Source organism: Streptomyces sp. NPDC048331, from assembly GCF_043201215.1.
In the GTDB taxonomy this organism is placed as follows: domain Bacteria; phylum Actinomycetota; class Actinomycetes; order Streptomycetales; family Streptomycetaceae; genus Streptomyces.
On the sequence record NZ_JBICYT010000059.1, the window covers coordinates 21430 to 33562 of the forward strand.

General features: G+C 69.7%; 17 protein-coding genes. All 17 read left to right on the forward strand.

What is annotated here, in order from left to right; all coding sequences use genetic code 11:
• Positions 1-661 precede the first annotated feature (661 nt).
• The gene (locus ACGFYY_RS39480) at positions 662-883 is read left to right on the forward strand and encodes a DUF5999 family protein (protein WP_364852234.1); all 222 of its coding nucleotides are present in this window, start codon (positions 662-664) and stop codon (positions 881-883) included.
• Complete coding sequence (locus ACGFYY_RS39485) at positions 880-1338, forward strand: helix-turn-helix transcriptional regulator (protein WP_364852232.1); 459 nt, start codon at positions 880-882, stop codon at positions 1336-1338. The genes ACGFYY_RS39480 and ACGFYY_RS39485 overlap by 4 nt, the downstream gene beginning before the upstream one ends.
• Positions 1339-1642: 304 nt before the next feature.
• Positions 1643-2242 carry a hypothetical protein gene (locus ACGFYY_RS39490; protein WP_364852230.1) on the forward strand — a complete coding sequence of 200 codons (600 nt, stop codon included), beginning with the start codon at positions 1643-1645 and terminating at the stop codon, positions 2240-2242.
• A 183-nt stretch (positions 2243-2425) separates the two neighbouring features.
• Complete coding sequence (locus ACGFYY_RS39495) at positions 2426-2767, forward strand: hypothetical protein (RefSeq protein WP_364852227.1); 342 nt, start codon at positions 2426-2428, stop codon at positions 2765-2767.
• A 35-nt stretch (positions 2768-2802) separates the two neighbouring features.
• On the forward strand, positions 2803-3900 hold the full coding sequence (locus ACGFYY_RS39500) for an AAA family ATPase (protein ID WP_364852225.1): 1098 nt from the start codon (positions 2803-2805) through the stop codon (positions 3898-3900).
• A 75-nt stretch (positions 3901-3975) separates the two neighbouring features.
• Positions 3976-5118 (forward strand): hypothetical protein, encoded by a 1143-nt coding sequence (locus ACGFYY_RS39505; RefSeq protein ID WP_364852223.1) that lies wholly within the window; start codon positions 3976-3978, stop codon positions 5116-5118.
• Between the two features lie 80 nt (positions 5119-5198).
• Complete coding sequence (locus ACGFYY_RS39510; RefSeq protein ID WP_364852222.1) at positions 5199-6044, forward strand: hypothetical protein; 846 nt, start codon at positions 5199-5201, stop codon at positions 6042-6044.
• Between the two features lie 238 nt (positions 6045-6282).
• Positions 6283-6804 carry a hypothetical protein gene (locus ACGFYY_RS39515; protein ID WP_364852220.1) on the forward strand — a complete coding sequence of 174 codons (522 nt, stop codon included), beginning with the start codon at positions 6283-6285 and terminating at the stop codon, positions 6802-6804.
• A 31-nt stretch (positions 6805-6835) separates the two neighbouring features.
• A complete protein-coding gene (locus ACGFYY_RS39520; RefSeq protein WP_364852218.1) occupies positions 6836-7303 on the forward strand; it encodes a hypothetical protein in 468 nt (155 codons plus the stop codon).
• Positions 7304-7414: 111 nt separating this feature from the next.
• Entirely contained in the window at positions 7415-7780 is a 366-nt protein-coding gene (locus tag ACGFYY_RS39525; RefSeq protein ID WP_393717093.1) for a hypothetical protein, read from the forward strand.
• Positions 7781-7859: 79 nt separating this feature from the next.
• On the forward strand, positions 7860-8165 hold the full coding sequence (locus ACGFYY_RS39530; protein WP_364852214.1) for a hypothetical protein: 306 nt from the start codon (positions 7860-7862) through the stop codon (positions 8163-8165).
• 62 nt (positions 8166-8227) lie between these two features.
• On the forward strand, positions 8228-8536 hold the full coding sequence (locus ACGFYY_RS39535; protein ID WP_364852212.1) for a hypothetical protein: 309 nt from the start codon (positions 8228-8230) through the stop codon (positions 8534-8536).
• A complete protein-coding gene (locus ACGFYY_RS39540) occupies positions 8533-8991 on the forward strand; it encodes a hypothetical protein (protein WP_393717096.1) in 459 nt (152 codons plus the stop codon). Before ACGFYY_RS39535 ends, ACGFYY_RS39540 begins: the two co-directional genes overlap by 4 nt.
• 216 nt (positions 8992-9207) lie before the next feature.
• Positions 9208-9690 (forward strand): hypothetical protein, encoded by a 483-nt coding sequence (locus tag ACGFYY_RS39545; RefSeq protein ID WP_364852208.1) that lies wholly within the window; start codon positions 9208-9210, stop codon positions 9688-9690.
• 23 nt (positions 9691-9713) lie between these two features.
• Positions 9714-10184 carry a hypothetical protein gene (locus ACGFYY_RS39550; RefSeq protein ID WP_393717098.1) on the forward strand — a complete coding sequence of 157 codons (471 nt, stop codon included), beginning with the start codon at positions 9714-9716 and terminating at the stop codon, positions 10182-10184.
• Positions 10181-10762: a hypothetical protein gene (locus tag ACGFYY_RS39555; protein WP_393717100.1), complete on the forward strand. Its 582-nt coding sequence runs from the start codon at positions 10181-10183 to the stop codon at positions 10760-10762. Before ACGFYY_RS39550 ends, ACGFYY_RS39555 begins: the two co-directional genes overlap by 4 nt.
• 157 nt (positions 10763-10919) lie before the next feature.
• Positions 10920-11996 (forward strand): N-6 DNA methylase, encoded by a 1077-nt coding sequence (locus ACGFYY_RS39560; RefSeq protein ID WP_393717102.1) that lies wholly within the window; start codon positions 10920-10922, stop codon positions 11994-11996.
• Positions 11997-12133 lie beyond the last annotated feature (137 nt).

Here is a 12133-nt window from a genome sequence, read left to right on the forward strand (position 1 = left end):
CTGCCCGTCGAGGTGTTAGCCGTTCCACCGAGTGCACCGGCGCCCGACACCGAAGAGCTGGCCGCTGCTGTGCGTCGGCTCCTGCACCAGAAGACCAGCGGTGAAGTGGAGCTGCGGCTCGGCCCCCTCACCTTCGAGGTCGTGATCACGCCTCGTGGTCGGCGCTCCGATCGGGCGCTCACGCTCATGGATACCTGGCAGAACAGGTGCGGCCCGGTGGTCGACGACCCGGGCCGGCCGTTTCGGTACTGGCTCGTTCCTCCTGGGACAGCGGCATGGTGGGACGGCGAGTTCGGGCGTTGCATAGCCGGGGGGCGGGTGCTCATGCCGCCGCTGGGCCGGTCAGCCCCGCCGGGGCCGTTCTGGGTTCGGCCCTGGGACCGGAATCAGCTTGTCGGACCGATCTTGCTGCGCAGGGCGCTGTCCGTTGCTGGCGGCGGAAACCTGGACTGGCTACCGCTTCCACCGCTCGAAACCGAGGTGGCCAGGCCTGCCCCCGCTGCACGGTTGGGCGGCCTCCCTCCTCTCCCCCGGAGGGCCGCCGGCCGTTCTCCGGGCTGAAGCTGCCGCCCGCGTAGGCCGTGCCCCTTCCCGGTGCTGCGCGGGCGGCTTCCAACTACGTTGCCGCTCCGGCTTGGGCGGCCTGATCAGAAGGAATCCTGTGGCACAGTTCCCGTCTCCGCCCTGTCCGCACTCTCCGCCTTGCCCGGGGGCCAACGAGAGTGGCTGGGAGTCGGCCAAGGTCGTCTCGGCGCATCCAGAGCAGGGATGGAGTTTGCTCTGTGGCGGCGCCTTGGTCTTCGAGGACACCGGAGGGCTTCTGCCCGACGGCAGGAGCGTCGCCCCTCACCGGCCGACCGACTGGATCAGGGCCGCGGCGTGAGCGGGCGAGCGGCACCCGGCAGCGGGTTCCGGCTGACACGTCGCGAGCTCGAAGCCGTAGACCTGGCCGCCGACGGCTTGAAGATCGAAACGATCGCAGAGAAGCTGGGCGTCAAGGCTTCAACGGTGCAGACCAGGCTGAAGTTCGCCCGGTTGAAGACCGGCTCGACCCGCACCACTGCCTTAGTCCACCGCGCGTACTCCTCGGAGCAGCTGACCTGGCCGTCTATCGAAGACCCGGTGGAGCTCTCGAAGGACGAGCTACAGGTGCTCGGCTACCTCGCCGAAGGGCTGACGGTCGCCGAGATGAAGGAGCGGGTCTCGTGGCCGGAGCACCGGCTTCGTGACGCGTACGGCGATCTTCTGGTTGGGCTGGACGCCACCGGCAGGCCGGCGTACGCGATCAGGCGGGCGTGGGCGATGGGGTACCTGGGCCAGGAGGAACAGACCGCCTGATCGGCACAGGTCTTCTGGTGTGTTGTGCCGCCCGGGCGCGGGACTTCGTGCCGGTCGGGGCAGACACCGGCGACCTTCAACGCAGCTCCGCGAAATGGGCAGAAGAGGAAACGTTCCAAGCCGGCCGCGAAGACCAACGGGTAAGCCCCCGGGCATCGGCAGATGGCGGGGGCTTCCGTACACCTCTTGGAAAGTGTGGCCTCAGTCTATCGGGCCGAGCGGCGCGCTGCGATGGCCCCGGCCGCACCCCCACCCCCATACCCGTATTCTGCTATCGCAGACATAGGAGAGAGGAGGGGTTGTTGTGGCTAAGCCGCTGGTGATGGGCCGCAAGGAGATCGCGCATGTGTACAACATCGCGCCGACCGCCGTCAGCGACCGGTGGATTCCGAGGGGGACGCTCTCCTACGAGGACGCGGTGATCGTCTCGGGCAAGCCGTTCTGGCCGGGTGGCCTGGTTGTGGACTGCGCCCTGCCGGAGGGCGGGCGGGGCCGGCAGCTCGATGCCGGCCGGTTGGAGAGCTTGGTCCAGGAGCAGGGTGCAGGGGTCCGCCCGAAATCGAAGGGCGAGCTGCCGTGCCTGGTCGGTCTCCAGGAGGTGGCCGAGATGTTCGGCGTGGACCAGGTGAAGGCGAGCCAGGCGACGAAGAGCGCCCAGGGGATGCTGCCGGCGGCGGACTACGAGCTGTCCGGGTCACCGCTGTGGCTTCTGGAGACGGTCCTTGCGGGTGCGGAGCACACCGAGGAGGTGTCGAAGACCGCGAGGCGGAACCCGGGCGCGTGGCAGCTTCAGGCTGAGGTTGTCGAGGATCTGCGGGAGGGCCGGTATGCGGGGCCCGGCTCGGTCATCAAGGAGCGGGGCAAGAAGGCCGCGGAGGCGGATGCAGTGCCGGACGGCGCTTAACAGCACCTTCACGGGATGAGGTTGAGGGCTCTGGGGGGATTGCCCCCGGGGCCCTCGTTTCGTTTGGGGGTGGTTGACACCCCCATTAGAGGTAGTAGAATTTAGGTATTGGCCACCAAGTCCACTTGGATCGCGCCGCGCTCATGACGTAGAAATAGGCCACCATCTATCTCCGGAGGGATCATGCTTTCCACGCAGCTCGAACTACCGATGGCGCCGCTGCGGCACCCCGACCCGGCCGGCGGGGACTTGAGCATCCAGGAACGCTTCCAGGCTTTCCACGAGCTCAACCCCTGGATTCTGGCGAAGCTGGAGGCCATGACGGCCGACTGCGTAGAGCGCGGCCTGCCCCGAGTGGGCATCGGGATGCTGTTCGAGGTCCTGCGCTACGAGTACGGCCGCGCCACCCGGGGCGACACCTGGAAGCTGAACAACAACTTCCGCAGTAGGTACGTCCGTCTGCTCCTGGAGCAGCACCCCGAATGGGCTTCGGTCTTCGAGCTGCGCGGCCTCCGCAGCGCCTGAAATAGGTCACCATCTAAATACCTCTTGGAGATGTGATGTCCAACCTGTCGTCCCCGCCCAAGCTCCGCACCCGGAAGCCCACCGGCGTCATCCCCTGGCCCGTGATCCTCGTCGAAGGCGAGGAGAAGGCGGGCAAGTCCCACACCGCCGCCGCGTTCACCGGCTCGGACAAGACCGGTCAGGCGTACTGGCTGGAGCTGGGCGAGGAGACCGCCGACGAGTACATCAACGTGCCCGGCGCGGACTACGAGCTGATCGAGCACAACGGGTCCTATCGCGACATCCTCGGCCAGATCGAAGCGGTCCACGCCGAGGCCGTACGTGCCGCCCAGGCGAAGGAGAAGCCGGTCGTCCTCGTCATCGACTCGGTGTCGAACCTGTGGCGCATGCTCGTGAACTGGACCCAGGTCCGGGCGCAGCGGTCCCTGACCGGCCAGAAGAAGCTGGAGACCGACCCGGACGCCGAGATCAAGCCCACCATGAACCTCTGGAACGACGCGGGCGAGAGGTGGGCGCGGGTCATGTACCTGGTGCGCACGATGCCCGGCATCGTGATCCTGCTCGCTCGCGGCAAGGAGGTCGCGGCCCTGGACGAGCGGGGCGAGCCCATCCCCCGCGCGAAGGCCACGGACTGGCGGGTCGAGGGGCAGAAGTCGTTGGCCTATGACGCCACGGTGTGGGTGCGGCTGCGCCGGGAGATGGACCCGCAGATCATCGGCGCCCGGTCCTTGAAGTTCACCGTGCCCCGTAGCGCGAAGAAGGCCATGCGCGTGCCGGACTTCACCATCGAGCACCTGGTATTCGGGCTCATGGGGTGCTCGATCCACACCCAGCCCAAGGCAACGCCGGAGCTGACCGGCGACCTGGCCCAAGTGTGGGACCCGAAGGTCAAGGCTGCCGCGGAGACGGGCGTCGAGGCGCTGAAGCAGCTGTGGTGGGACGCCGAGAAGGAGTCCGGTCTCGACCGCGAGGAACTGGCGATCATCCGCAACGCGATCGAGCGCAGGGCCGCTGAACTCGGCAAGCCGAAGAAGCTGGACGACCCGACCAGCGACGCCGCCCGGCTGCGCGCTGCTGCCGCCCAGGTCAGCGAAGAGGACCAGTCCTCGGCCGAGTTCGACGCAGCCGCCTGAGCCACCCCACTTCCTCAGCACCTCGTGGGGTCCGCCCATCCCGGGGCGGACCCCACCCACCTCTTGGAGTAGTTCATGACCACGCTGACGACGGCTGCCCCGCCCGGGTCGATCTGGGGCGCCGCGCACGACGCTGACGCTCGGCGGCCCCGCTCGGTCCAGACCCAGCTGGGCGCATCGGATACGATCTGCCAGCGCCGCGCCGGATACATCCTCGCCGGTACCGAGCGGAACAACCCCTACGCCGACAAGCGGGCGGCGATCCTCGGCACGTACATCCACCGGGGCCTGTTGGAGGACGCCCGGCGCGAGTACGGGTGGCTGGTGGAACGGACCGTCGCCAACGACCTGATCCGCGGGCACATCGACGCCGTGCACCTGGACGCGGAGGCCGCTGCCCGCGTGCCGAAGCGGCATCGGCCGCTCGTGCCGGCCGATGAGCTGACGGTGGAGGACGTCAAGACGAAGTCCGCCCGGGTGTGGGATCGCGTCCTGCGGTTCGGGCCGACGGCTGCGGAGATGCGGCAGGTGCTGCTGTACGCGTTGCTGCTGCGGGAGGTCGGGTTCGCCGACATCCCCGGCCAGCGGTACTTGCACCGGCTGGGGCCGCTCGATGTGCGGCGGATCCGGTTCAGGTTCGTGTGCCGTGACACGGGCGAGGAGCACGTCCAGGAGTTCCCCTTCGACTTGTGGCTTGCGGAGCAGGCCCGCTGGTGGGTGGAGCGCGTCCTCGAGGCCGAGAGTCCGAAGGAGCTGCGCCGGGACCACGACGGCCCGGGGCTCTCGAAGGTGTGCGACAACTGCCCCTTCATCACAGCCTGCTGGCCCGAGGTCGCTCCGGGGGACCCCGCACAGACTGCGCTGGTCCACGACGACGATGACCGGGCCGCTGCTCTCGGCGCGTACGTCAAAGCTCACGAGCGGTTCCGGGCCGCCGACACCGAGAAGAAGAAGCTGCGCAAGATGCTGGACGCCTCCCCGGAGGGCAACTACGGCGCGAACCATCTGGGCTGGAGCGGCGGCAACGACAGGGACGAGACCGACGTGCCCGCCATGGTCGCACTGTTCGAGGACGCCGACCTGGTCGTGCCGATGGTGCCTGACGCCGAGGCCATGGTGAAGATCCTGCGCCGCGCCGGCCTCGTCGTGCCGGTCCGCCGTGCAGCCTCTCAGACGTCCCGCTCGATCAAGGTCTCCGTGGCCCGTAAGGCCGCCTGAGACCGCCGGGCGGCCCGCATCTGACCGGTTGGGCCGCCCGGCTCCTGTACGACCCGCACAACACCTTCTGGAGAACTTCCGTGACCATCCTTCGCCGCCACCTCAGCAGCGGCTACACGGTCCTGCCGACGGCCACCCTTGAGGACGCGCGCCTGTCGTTCCGTGCGCGCGGCATCCTCGCCTACCTGCTGGCGAAGCCGGACACGTGGAAGGTCGCGGCCGACCGGATCGCCAAGGCGGGCAAGGAGGGGGTGGAGGCGGTCCGTACGGCCCTTCGGGAGCTGAAGGACGCGGGCTACTACCGGGTCGTGACGGAGCGGATGGCGGACGGCACTCTGCGGCGGATCACGGAGGTGTACGACCAGGCGCAGGACTGGGCGGCCGAGGAGTTCCGGAAGCTGGAGGAGAAGCGGTTGGCCCGGCGCCGCAAGAGGGAGCAGACGGCGGGGGCTTCGGACGCGGGCGAGGGGGAGGCACCGGGCGCCACCGAAACCGGGTTTTCGGGGTTCGGTTCTCCAGTGTCCGGTTCTCCGAGCGATGGTTCGCCCGGGTTTATAGGTAGTAACCAGAGTCAGTACTCAGAGAAGAACCCCCTAACCCCCGCAGCTGGCGCAGCGGGGGGACCCGCTGCCGCTGGCCGAGAAGACGCACCGGCACAGCCTGCGGCCGGCGCCGGGTGCCCGGTGCATCCGGACGGGACAGGGCGCGGGTGCCGGGGCTGCGGTACGAGTCCTCGGCAGCTCCGGCAGGCGGAGGAGTCTTCGGCGCGGCAGGAGGCGCAGGTCCGGCAGCGTGCCCGGGATGCCCAGGTGATCGCAGAGGGGGCGCAGCCCTTCTCGTCCCTCTCGGATGTAGCGCGTGAGGCACTCTCTGAGATCCGGGCCAAGCGCGGCCAGACGTCCATCACGACGCAGCAGGGGAAATAGGTCATCATCTTTCTGTATCCTGGCGCGACGTGACGGCCCCTTCCGGGAAGCCCTCAACCTCTTGGAGATCGCTCATGACCGTGCCGGGTGACGCCTTCAACACACCTCAGCGCCGCATGCGCCATCGGCGCCGGTACTGGCACCTCCAGCCGGTCGTGTTCACGCGAGCCAGAAATAGGCCATCGTCTATCTGGCTCCACTTCCGGCTATCGACATCCCCAGGCACTGGACGTACCTGATGAAGCTGAATGACAACGACATCGCGATGGCCTCGCGGGATTTCTTCAACCCGCGCCAGCTGCTGGAGTTCGCGGACCTGCCGTTTCCGGACTCGCGGGCGCTGCGGGCCGGCCAGCTGCTTCGGGAGCGCGGAGCAACGGGGATGCGCCTGCGCAGGCTGCCCGGTGAGCCGGACGCCGGAGCCATGTGCGTCTGGACCTGGCGGCCGGGCGGATTCAGGTACGCGGTGGAGGCCACCAACGGTGCCCGCGTCGGCGACGTCGGCTGGCGGCAGGTGTCCCAGCTGATTGATGAGCGGCTGACTCCCGTGCGGTACGGCGCGCTGCGCCAGGCCGTCACCGCCGAGGCCACGCACCGGAGCTCCTACTTCCCCGGCCCGGCGCCTTTCCTCGACCGGGACGCCTGGCGGGCGCACTTCTACGAGCAGTGGGCGCGCGCAGCTTCCGCGCTCGAATTGCGCGCCCAAGCCGCCAAGGACGCCATCCTCCCCGCTCGGCGACCCCAGCCACCGCTGTTCTGATCGCCTCCGCCCGCCCCACGAAGGACATGCCGTGATCAACTCGACCGCCGCCACCACCTGGCTGGAGCAGGCCGCCTGCGCCGGCTCCGAGGGCTACATCCTGTCCGCGGGCGAGGCCGAGGAGCCCGCCGAGACGCTGGCGAAGGCGGTTGAGCCGTTGGTGCGCGCCTGCGTCGACTGCCCGGTCCTCAAGGAGTGCTACGACCGGGTCCGCCCGAAGGGGTCGCAGTTCGACGGCGTTTGCGCAGCACGGCTGTGGATCAACGGGCAGGAGGCGGCGCGTGCGCCGAGCGCCCCGCCGCTGCCGAAGTCCCTTGTCTCGCGGGCGGGCGTCTGCGGCGAGCCCAGTGGCGTGCGCGGTCACCGGCGGGCCGGGGAGCCGCTGTGCGGGCAGTGCCGCATCACAGCTCAGCGGGCGGAGTCCAGGGCGGCCGGCGCGGCAACGATCCGGAAGCGGGGAGCGCGGAGCGCCCGCCGCCCCCTCGCCGCGAAGAGCTAGCGCCACCTCCTTGACCTGCACTGGCATGTTGACACCCCCCATTAAGGTAGTAGAATTTAGATATAAGGGAGGGGGGGAACCCCCGACCCACTCCAACCGGAAGGACCCGCAATGCACACCCCGATCCCCGACCCGATCAGCGTGCTGGCCGTCTCCCGCGACTACGCGATCAGCGAGGTCCAGGCCGAAGTCGCCCTGACCTGGGCGGCCGTCGCGATGACGTGCGAGTGGGAGGGCTTCGCCCACGAAGCAGGCTTGGACCCCGCCGACGGCGAGGCGATGAGCCGCTGGAACCAGCAGTTCCCTCACGTGCGGACCACCTGCCTGGACGGCGCCGTGGCGCAGGTCGCCGCAGCCCCCGCCCCGGTCATCGACCCGGTGGATCGGCTCCTGCGCGACGTGCTCACCGCGCCGGTCCGCCACCGCCGCCCGGCGAGCCCCCTCCGGACCAACCGGACCCGCGTCCACATCCGCTGAGCGTTTCACCCTTGGCTCGCCCCGAGCAGGGCGGGCCGCGCCGTACCGACACCACCCCAACACCGAACTGGAGAAGCGCATGGGAGCCACCGACTTCACCCACATCGAAGCCGGCGCGAACGTCGAGCAGGCGTTCCACGCCGCCCGGGAAGCCGCCCTGCACGAACACGGCCACGGCGGCTACACCGGCACCATCGCCGAGAAGGACGACTACGTGACCTTCCCGGACGTCCGAACCGTCGCAGACAGGGCGTACGAACGCGCCGACCAGCTGCTGGACGCCGATCAGCGCATCTCCGACAAGCGGGGCCCGGCCGGGGCGCTACCGATCATCCTCGACGACGGACAGGCCGGCTGGCTGTTCTTCGGCTGGGCCGCCTCCTGACCTGCCACCTCCACCAGGGCGCCCCGGCGGGCGCTCCTCGGCCCCACCCCTTGGAAAGATCCATGTCCTTCAAGTACCTGCCCCTCCTCGGCACCGCCGAACTCATCGGGGCCCTGAACCTCAACTCGAAGCAGACCGCCGCAGCGGCCAACCTGGCGCACAGGGTGGCCCAGAGCGCCTGGCGGCGACGACCGGCGCACAAGAAGGGCCAGACCTACGAGGAGTTCGCCTCGAACGTCCCCGACTGCGCCTGGCTCACCATGTTCGAAGTCGGCGCCCTGCTCGCCCTGGGTCGCCGCGGTGACGCGCAGCTCCTGATGGAGACCTCCCGCGCGGTGCACCAGTCCACGCAGACCGGACGGCGTCGATGAACATGCCGCCCCACCACTACCCGCACGAAGACCCGGAGCCCGACGTGTTCGACCTCCTCGCCACCCGCACGGCCTTGATCGTGACCGCGAACCTTCTCCGCATGCCGACCGAGCACCGAGAGCCGCTCGAACTGGCCGCGCATGCAGGCGTGCTGGAGATGTGGGAGAAGGCGGTCCCGGAGCTTCGCCGGATGCTGCTGCTCCAGGCTGCGTGGGAGGCGCGAGGGCGGTTCACCGGGGAGGCCGACGACGATGCGGCCCGCTACGCCGGGTACTTCTCCGATGCGGCAGCGGCTGCGGCGGCAGGCGGGATGACCGAGCGCGCCGACTTCGTTCACCTGGCCGCCCCGCCGTTCCTGACTGCCCAGTCGCTGGCCTTCGACCGAGACGAAAGTGCGGTCTCCCTGGTCGCCACCCTGCTGCTCGCCAGGCACATTCCGGGCCGGTGGACATGAGGAGAGGCGCCCGCGCGCCGCTGCGCCAGCCCGCCGGGCAGGCAGGAAGCCGGCCGTGGTGTCGGCGTAGCCCCCGCTTCCTTCCGATAGTCGGGTAGCCCCCTCCCCTGGAGGGCGCAGCAGGTTGACCCCACCCCAATGGATAGTAGAATTTCGATATGCATTGAGGGGGTGACCGCCCCCTCAATGCCCGACGATCACGAAGGAGTGCGAACCATGACCGATGCCAGCTACCTGGGCCAGTACCTGCACGAACTTCCACCCAGCCCCCGCAACATCACCTCCGCGGCGATGGCGCTGGCCCGGATCAGCGAACTGGGCTGGGCGCCGCGAGGCGGATACCCGGGCTCGGACGTGCTGTGGCCGATGAAGTGCCTGCTGTGCGGATGGGACGGCCTCCGCTTCTACAGCCACCTCCGCCGCGCCCGACCGAAGGGCCGCCACACGGGATGCGTCCCCGCAGGCGAGTTCACGGACCGCCTCGACCAGCTCGGAAAGGCAGCCACGGGCAGCTGCCAATGCGCGCAACCGCACGCCGTGAGCGCCGAGGCGTTCCACGAGGCGGCCCTGCTCCTCGGCTCGGCACACGCCGACGGCGCCCGCGAGCAGGCCCTCTTCCTCGCCGAACGACTCCTCGGGCCCTGCACGGCGACAGCCCGACGCGCCCGCGCCGCGGGGCGCGCCTTCCCCCGCTCCTGACCACACCCACGAAAGGCGGCACGATGAAGCCGTTCACCACCGGAGACCGCGTCTCCGTCCTGTACCTGTCGAAGACCCGTGGCACCTGCCTGGCCATGAACCGGTACGTAGTCCAGACAAGCGAGCACCCCGTGTACGGGCAGAAGGTCTGGGTTGAGATGCCCTCCGACTCGGCGCGGGCCAGCTTCCACGTCACCCCCGCGCACCCCGACTTCATCAACCACATGGACGCCGACCCCATCTCCGCGCAGACCACGAACACCCTGATCGCCAATCTGGACTGGCACCTGGAGATGGCCGCCCCGCAGTCCACCCGTCCCACCTGGCCGGCCGGGTGGTGCAGCGCGCGCGTCGAAGTGCCGTTGAGCGAGGCCGAACGTGCGGCGCACGCCGCACAGGCCGCACTGCATCTACGAGAACTGCGCTTGTGGCGCTTTGAGTTCGCGCGCTGGGAGCGGTCGGTCACGCCGGAGCACCTGCGAGGAGACCTGTGAGCGCCACCGACCGGCCGCACTTCACGACCGGCGGGGCCTGGCTCGCCCGAGTCCGGAACCCGGCTACGGCGCACGAGTACCGGACCCTGATCCCTTCCCGGCGCCTGCGCACGGAGCGGTGGGCCGAGGCCCAGACCGCACTGGCAGCCGCCCGCGACACTCCCCGGCTGGATTCGAGCTTCTGGGCGGGGGCGGAGTTGTACGAGCTGACCTACCTGCCGCAGCTGCTGCACCGGGAGAGGGCAATCGCGTGGGCGGCCCTGCTGGAGGCTGGCGGGGTGTCACCCTCTCTCGCCTGGAGGCCGGGCATAGCCGCCGCGTGGGAGCGTCGCGGAGATCGGTGGCGCGACCACCCGGACGGCATCCACCGGGAGATGCGCGAGCAGGTGATCGGGTTCGGCGAGAGCCTGGCCCAGGTGATGACGGCCGCCGATCAGCCACACGGCGTGGACATCGAGGCCTACCGCGACGGCTTCGACGAGGTGAACTGGCAGGACCTCGGTGTCGACGTGCACAAGGCCGCGATGACGACGTTGATTCGGACCCCGTACGGCCTCCTCTGGCTCGACAACGGCTGAGGCCCTGCCCCCGCCACGCGGCGGAGGGAAGTTGACCCCACCCCCATAGGTAGTAGAATAGAGATATAAGCGGGAGGGGAACCCACCCTCTCGATCCCGACCCGCCCCGCACCCCGCGGGGCGGGTCGCCCCGTTCCAGCACCCCCAAGGAGTCACGATGGACCTGCAACTGGACCTGTTCGCCGCACTCGCCCCCGAGTCCGACGAGCCTTCGAAGCCCGCCCCTGCCCCTCGTCGCACGGCGCCGCCCGCCGCGGCAGCCAGCCGTACGGCCACCACAACCTCGGCTCCGGCCCCGCGCGCGAAGCACGCCGGCCGTGAGCGGATATCCGACGAGCAAGCCCACCGCACCGCTGCCGCACTCGGCGAGGCCGTCGCGGACGCATGGAACCGCGCGCACGGCGGCCCGGACATCGCCGCGCCCATCGGCCTGGTCGCCGCCCTCTGCCTGGTCAGGCAGCGCGACACCAACGGCCCCGACCTCAAGGCGCAGATCCTCGCCCAGAAGCCGCGCGAGCTGATCGAGATGTACCAGCAGATATGGGCCGGGCACTGGCAGGCCCGCCCCGACCTGATCGACCGGGCCCGCATCCTGCACGAGTGGCTGAACGAGCCGGACGCGATCGACGACCACCGCGCGTACTGCGTCAAGGTGGTGACCGAAGCCGCCCTGAAGGCCGGAATCCTCGACCTGACGGGACACGCCGACCCGATCGACCGGTCACGGACCGACGCCCTGTCTCACGTGATCATGCTGCTCCGCAGCAACGGCGCCCGTCAGGGCCTGGGTGAATTCCACACCCCGCCCAGCGTGACGGACATGCTCGCGGAGGTGATGCTCGCCGAGCTCTCCGCCGAAACTTCCATGGACTCCAAGGGGCCCGCAGCAGGCCAGCACATCCACGACCCGGCCGGCGGGAGCGGCGGCATGTTGCGCGCAGCCGCGCAGTCCCTGCGCTGGCGCGGTCTCGACCCGGCGGACTTCGTGTGGTCGATGGTCGACGTGGACGCCATCGCGGCGGCCTGCGGGGCCGTGAACGCGATCGTGTGGGGGCTGGGCCCGAACGTCGTGGTGGCCTGCGACGACTCCCTGGCCAACCCTCGGGCCGTCGAGGATGCCCGCGCCCACGCCCGCCGCGTCATCGAACACCGCAACCAGGTCATGGGGATGGCGCGCATGACCGCAGCCATCCGCCAGACACAGGCGCTGCTGGAGTCGGCGGTGGCCGCGTGAAGGCAATCAGCTACGGCGGAGGCGTACAGAGCACCAGCCTGAGAACTCTGCGAGTTCAGACTTTCCGAGAGGTCTTCAGCAGGAACCCGGACCTGCGTTGTGTCTCCGCTTCGGCATCAAGGGCCGGGTTCGGGCCG

Excerpts from the sequence above, each read along its gene's own strand:
- ACGFYY_RS39505 (WP_364852223.1), top strand. The coding sequence starts at position 3,976 with ATGACCACGCTGACGACGGCTGCCCCGCCCGGGTCGATCTGGGGCGCC.
- ACGFYY_RS39530 (WP_364852214.1), top strand. The coding sequence starts at position 7,860 with ATGGGAGCCACCGACTTCACCCACATCGAAGCCGGCGCGAACGTCGAG.
- ACGFYY_RS39560 (WP_393717102.1), top strand. The coding sequence starts at position 10,920 with ATGGACCTGCAACTGGACCTGTTCGCCGCACTCGCCCCCGAGTCCGAC.
- ACGFYY_RS39515 (WP_364852220.1), top strand. The coding sequence starts at position 6,283 with ATGAAGCTGAATGACAACGACATCGCGATGGCCTCGCGGGATTTCTTC.
- ACGFYY_RS39545 (WP_364852208.1), top strand. The coding sequence starts at position 9,208 with ATGACCGATGCCAGCTACCTGGGCCAGTACCTGCACGAACTTCCACCC.
- ACGFYY_RS39500 (WP_364852225.1), top strand. The coding sequence starts at position 2,803 with ATGTCCAACCTGTCGTCCCCGCCCAAGCTCCGCACCCGGAAGCCCACC.
- ACGFYY_RS39550 (WP_393717098.1), top strand. The coding sequence starts at position 9,714 with ATGAAGCCGTTCACCACCGGAGACCGCGTCTCCGTCCTGTACCTGTCG.
- ACGFYY_RS39495 (WP_364852227.1), top strand. The coding sequence starts at position 2,426 with ATGCTTTCCACGCAGCTCGAACTACCGATGGCGCCGCTGCGGCACCCC.
- ACGFYY_RS39540 (WP_393717096.1), top strand. The coding sequence starts at position 8,533 with ATGAACATGCCGCCCCACCACTACCCGCACGAAGACCCGGAGCCCGAC.
- ACGFYY_RS39535 (WP_364852212.1), top strand. The coding sequence starts at position 8,228 with ATGTCCTTCAAGTACCTGCCCCTCCTCGGCACCGCCGAACTCATCGGG.
- ACGFYY_RS39525 (WP_393717093.1), top strand. The coding sequence starts at position 7,415 with ATGCACACCCCGATCCCCGACCCGATCAGCGTGCTGGCCGTCTCCCGC.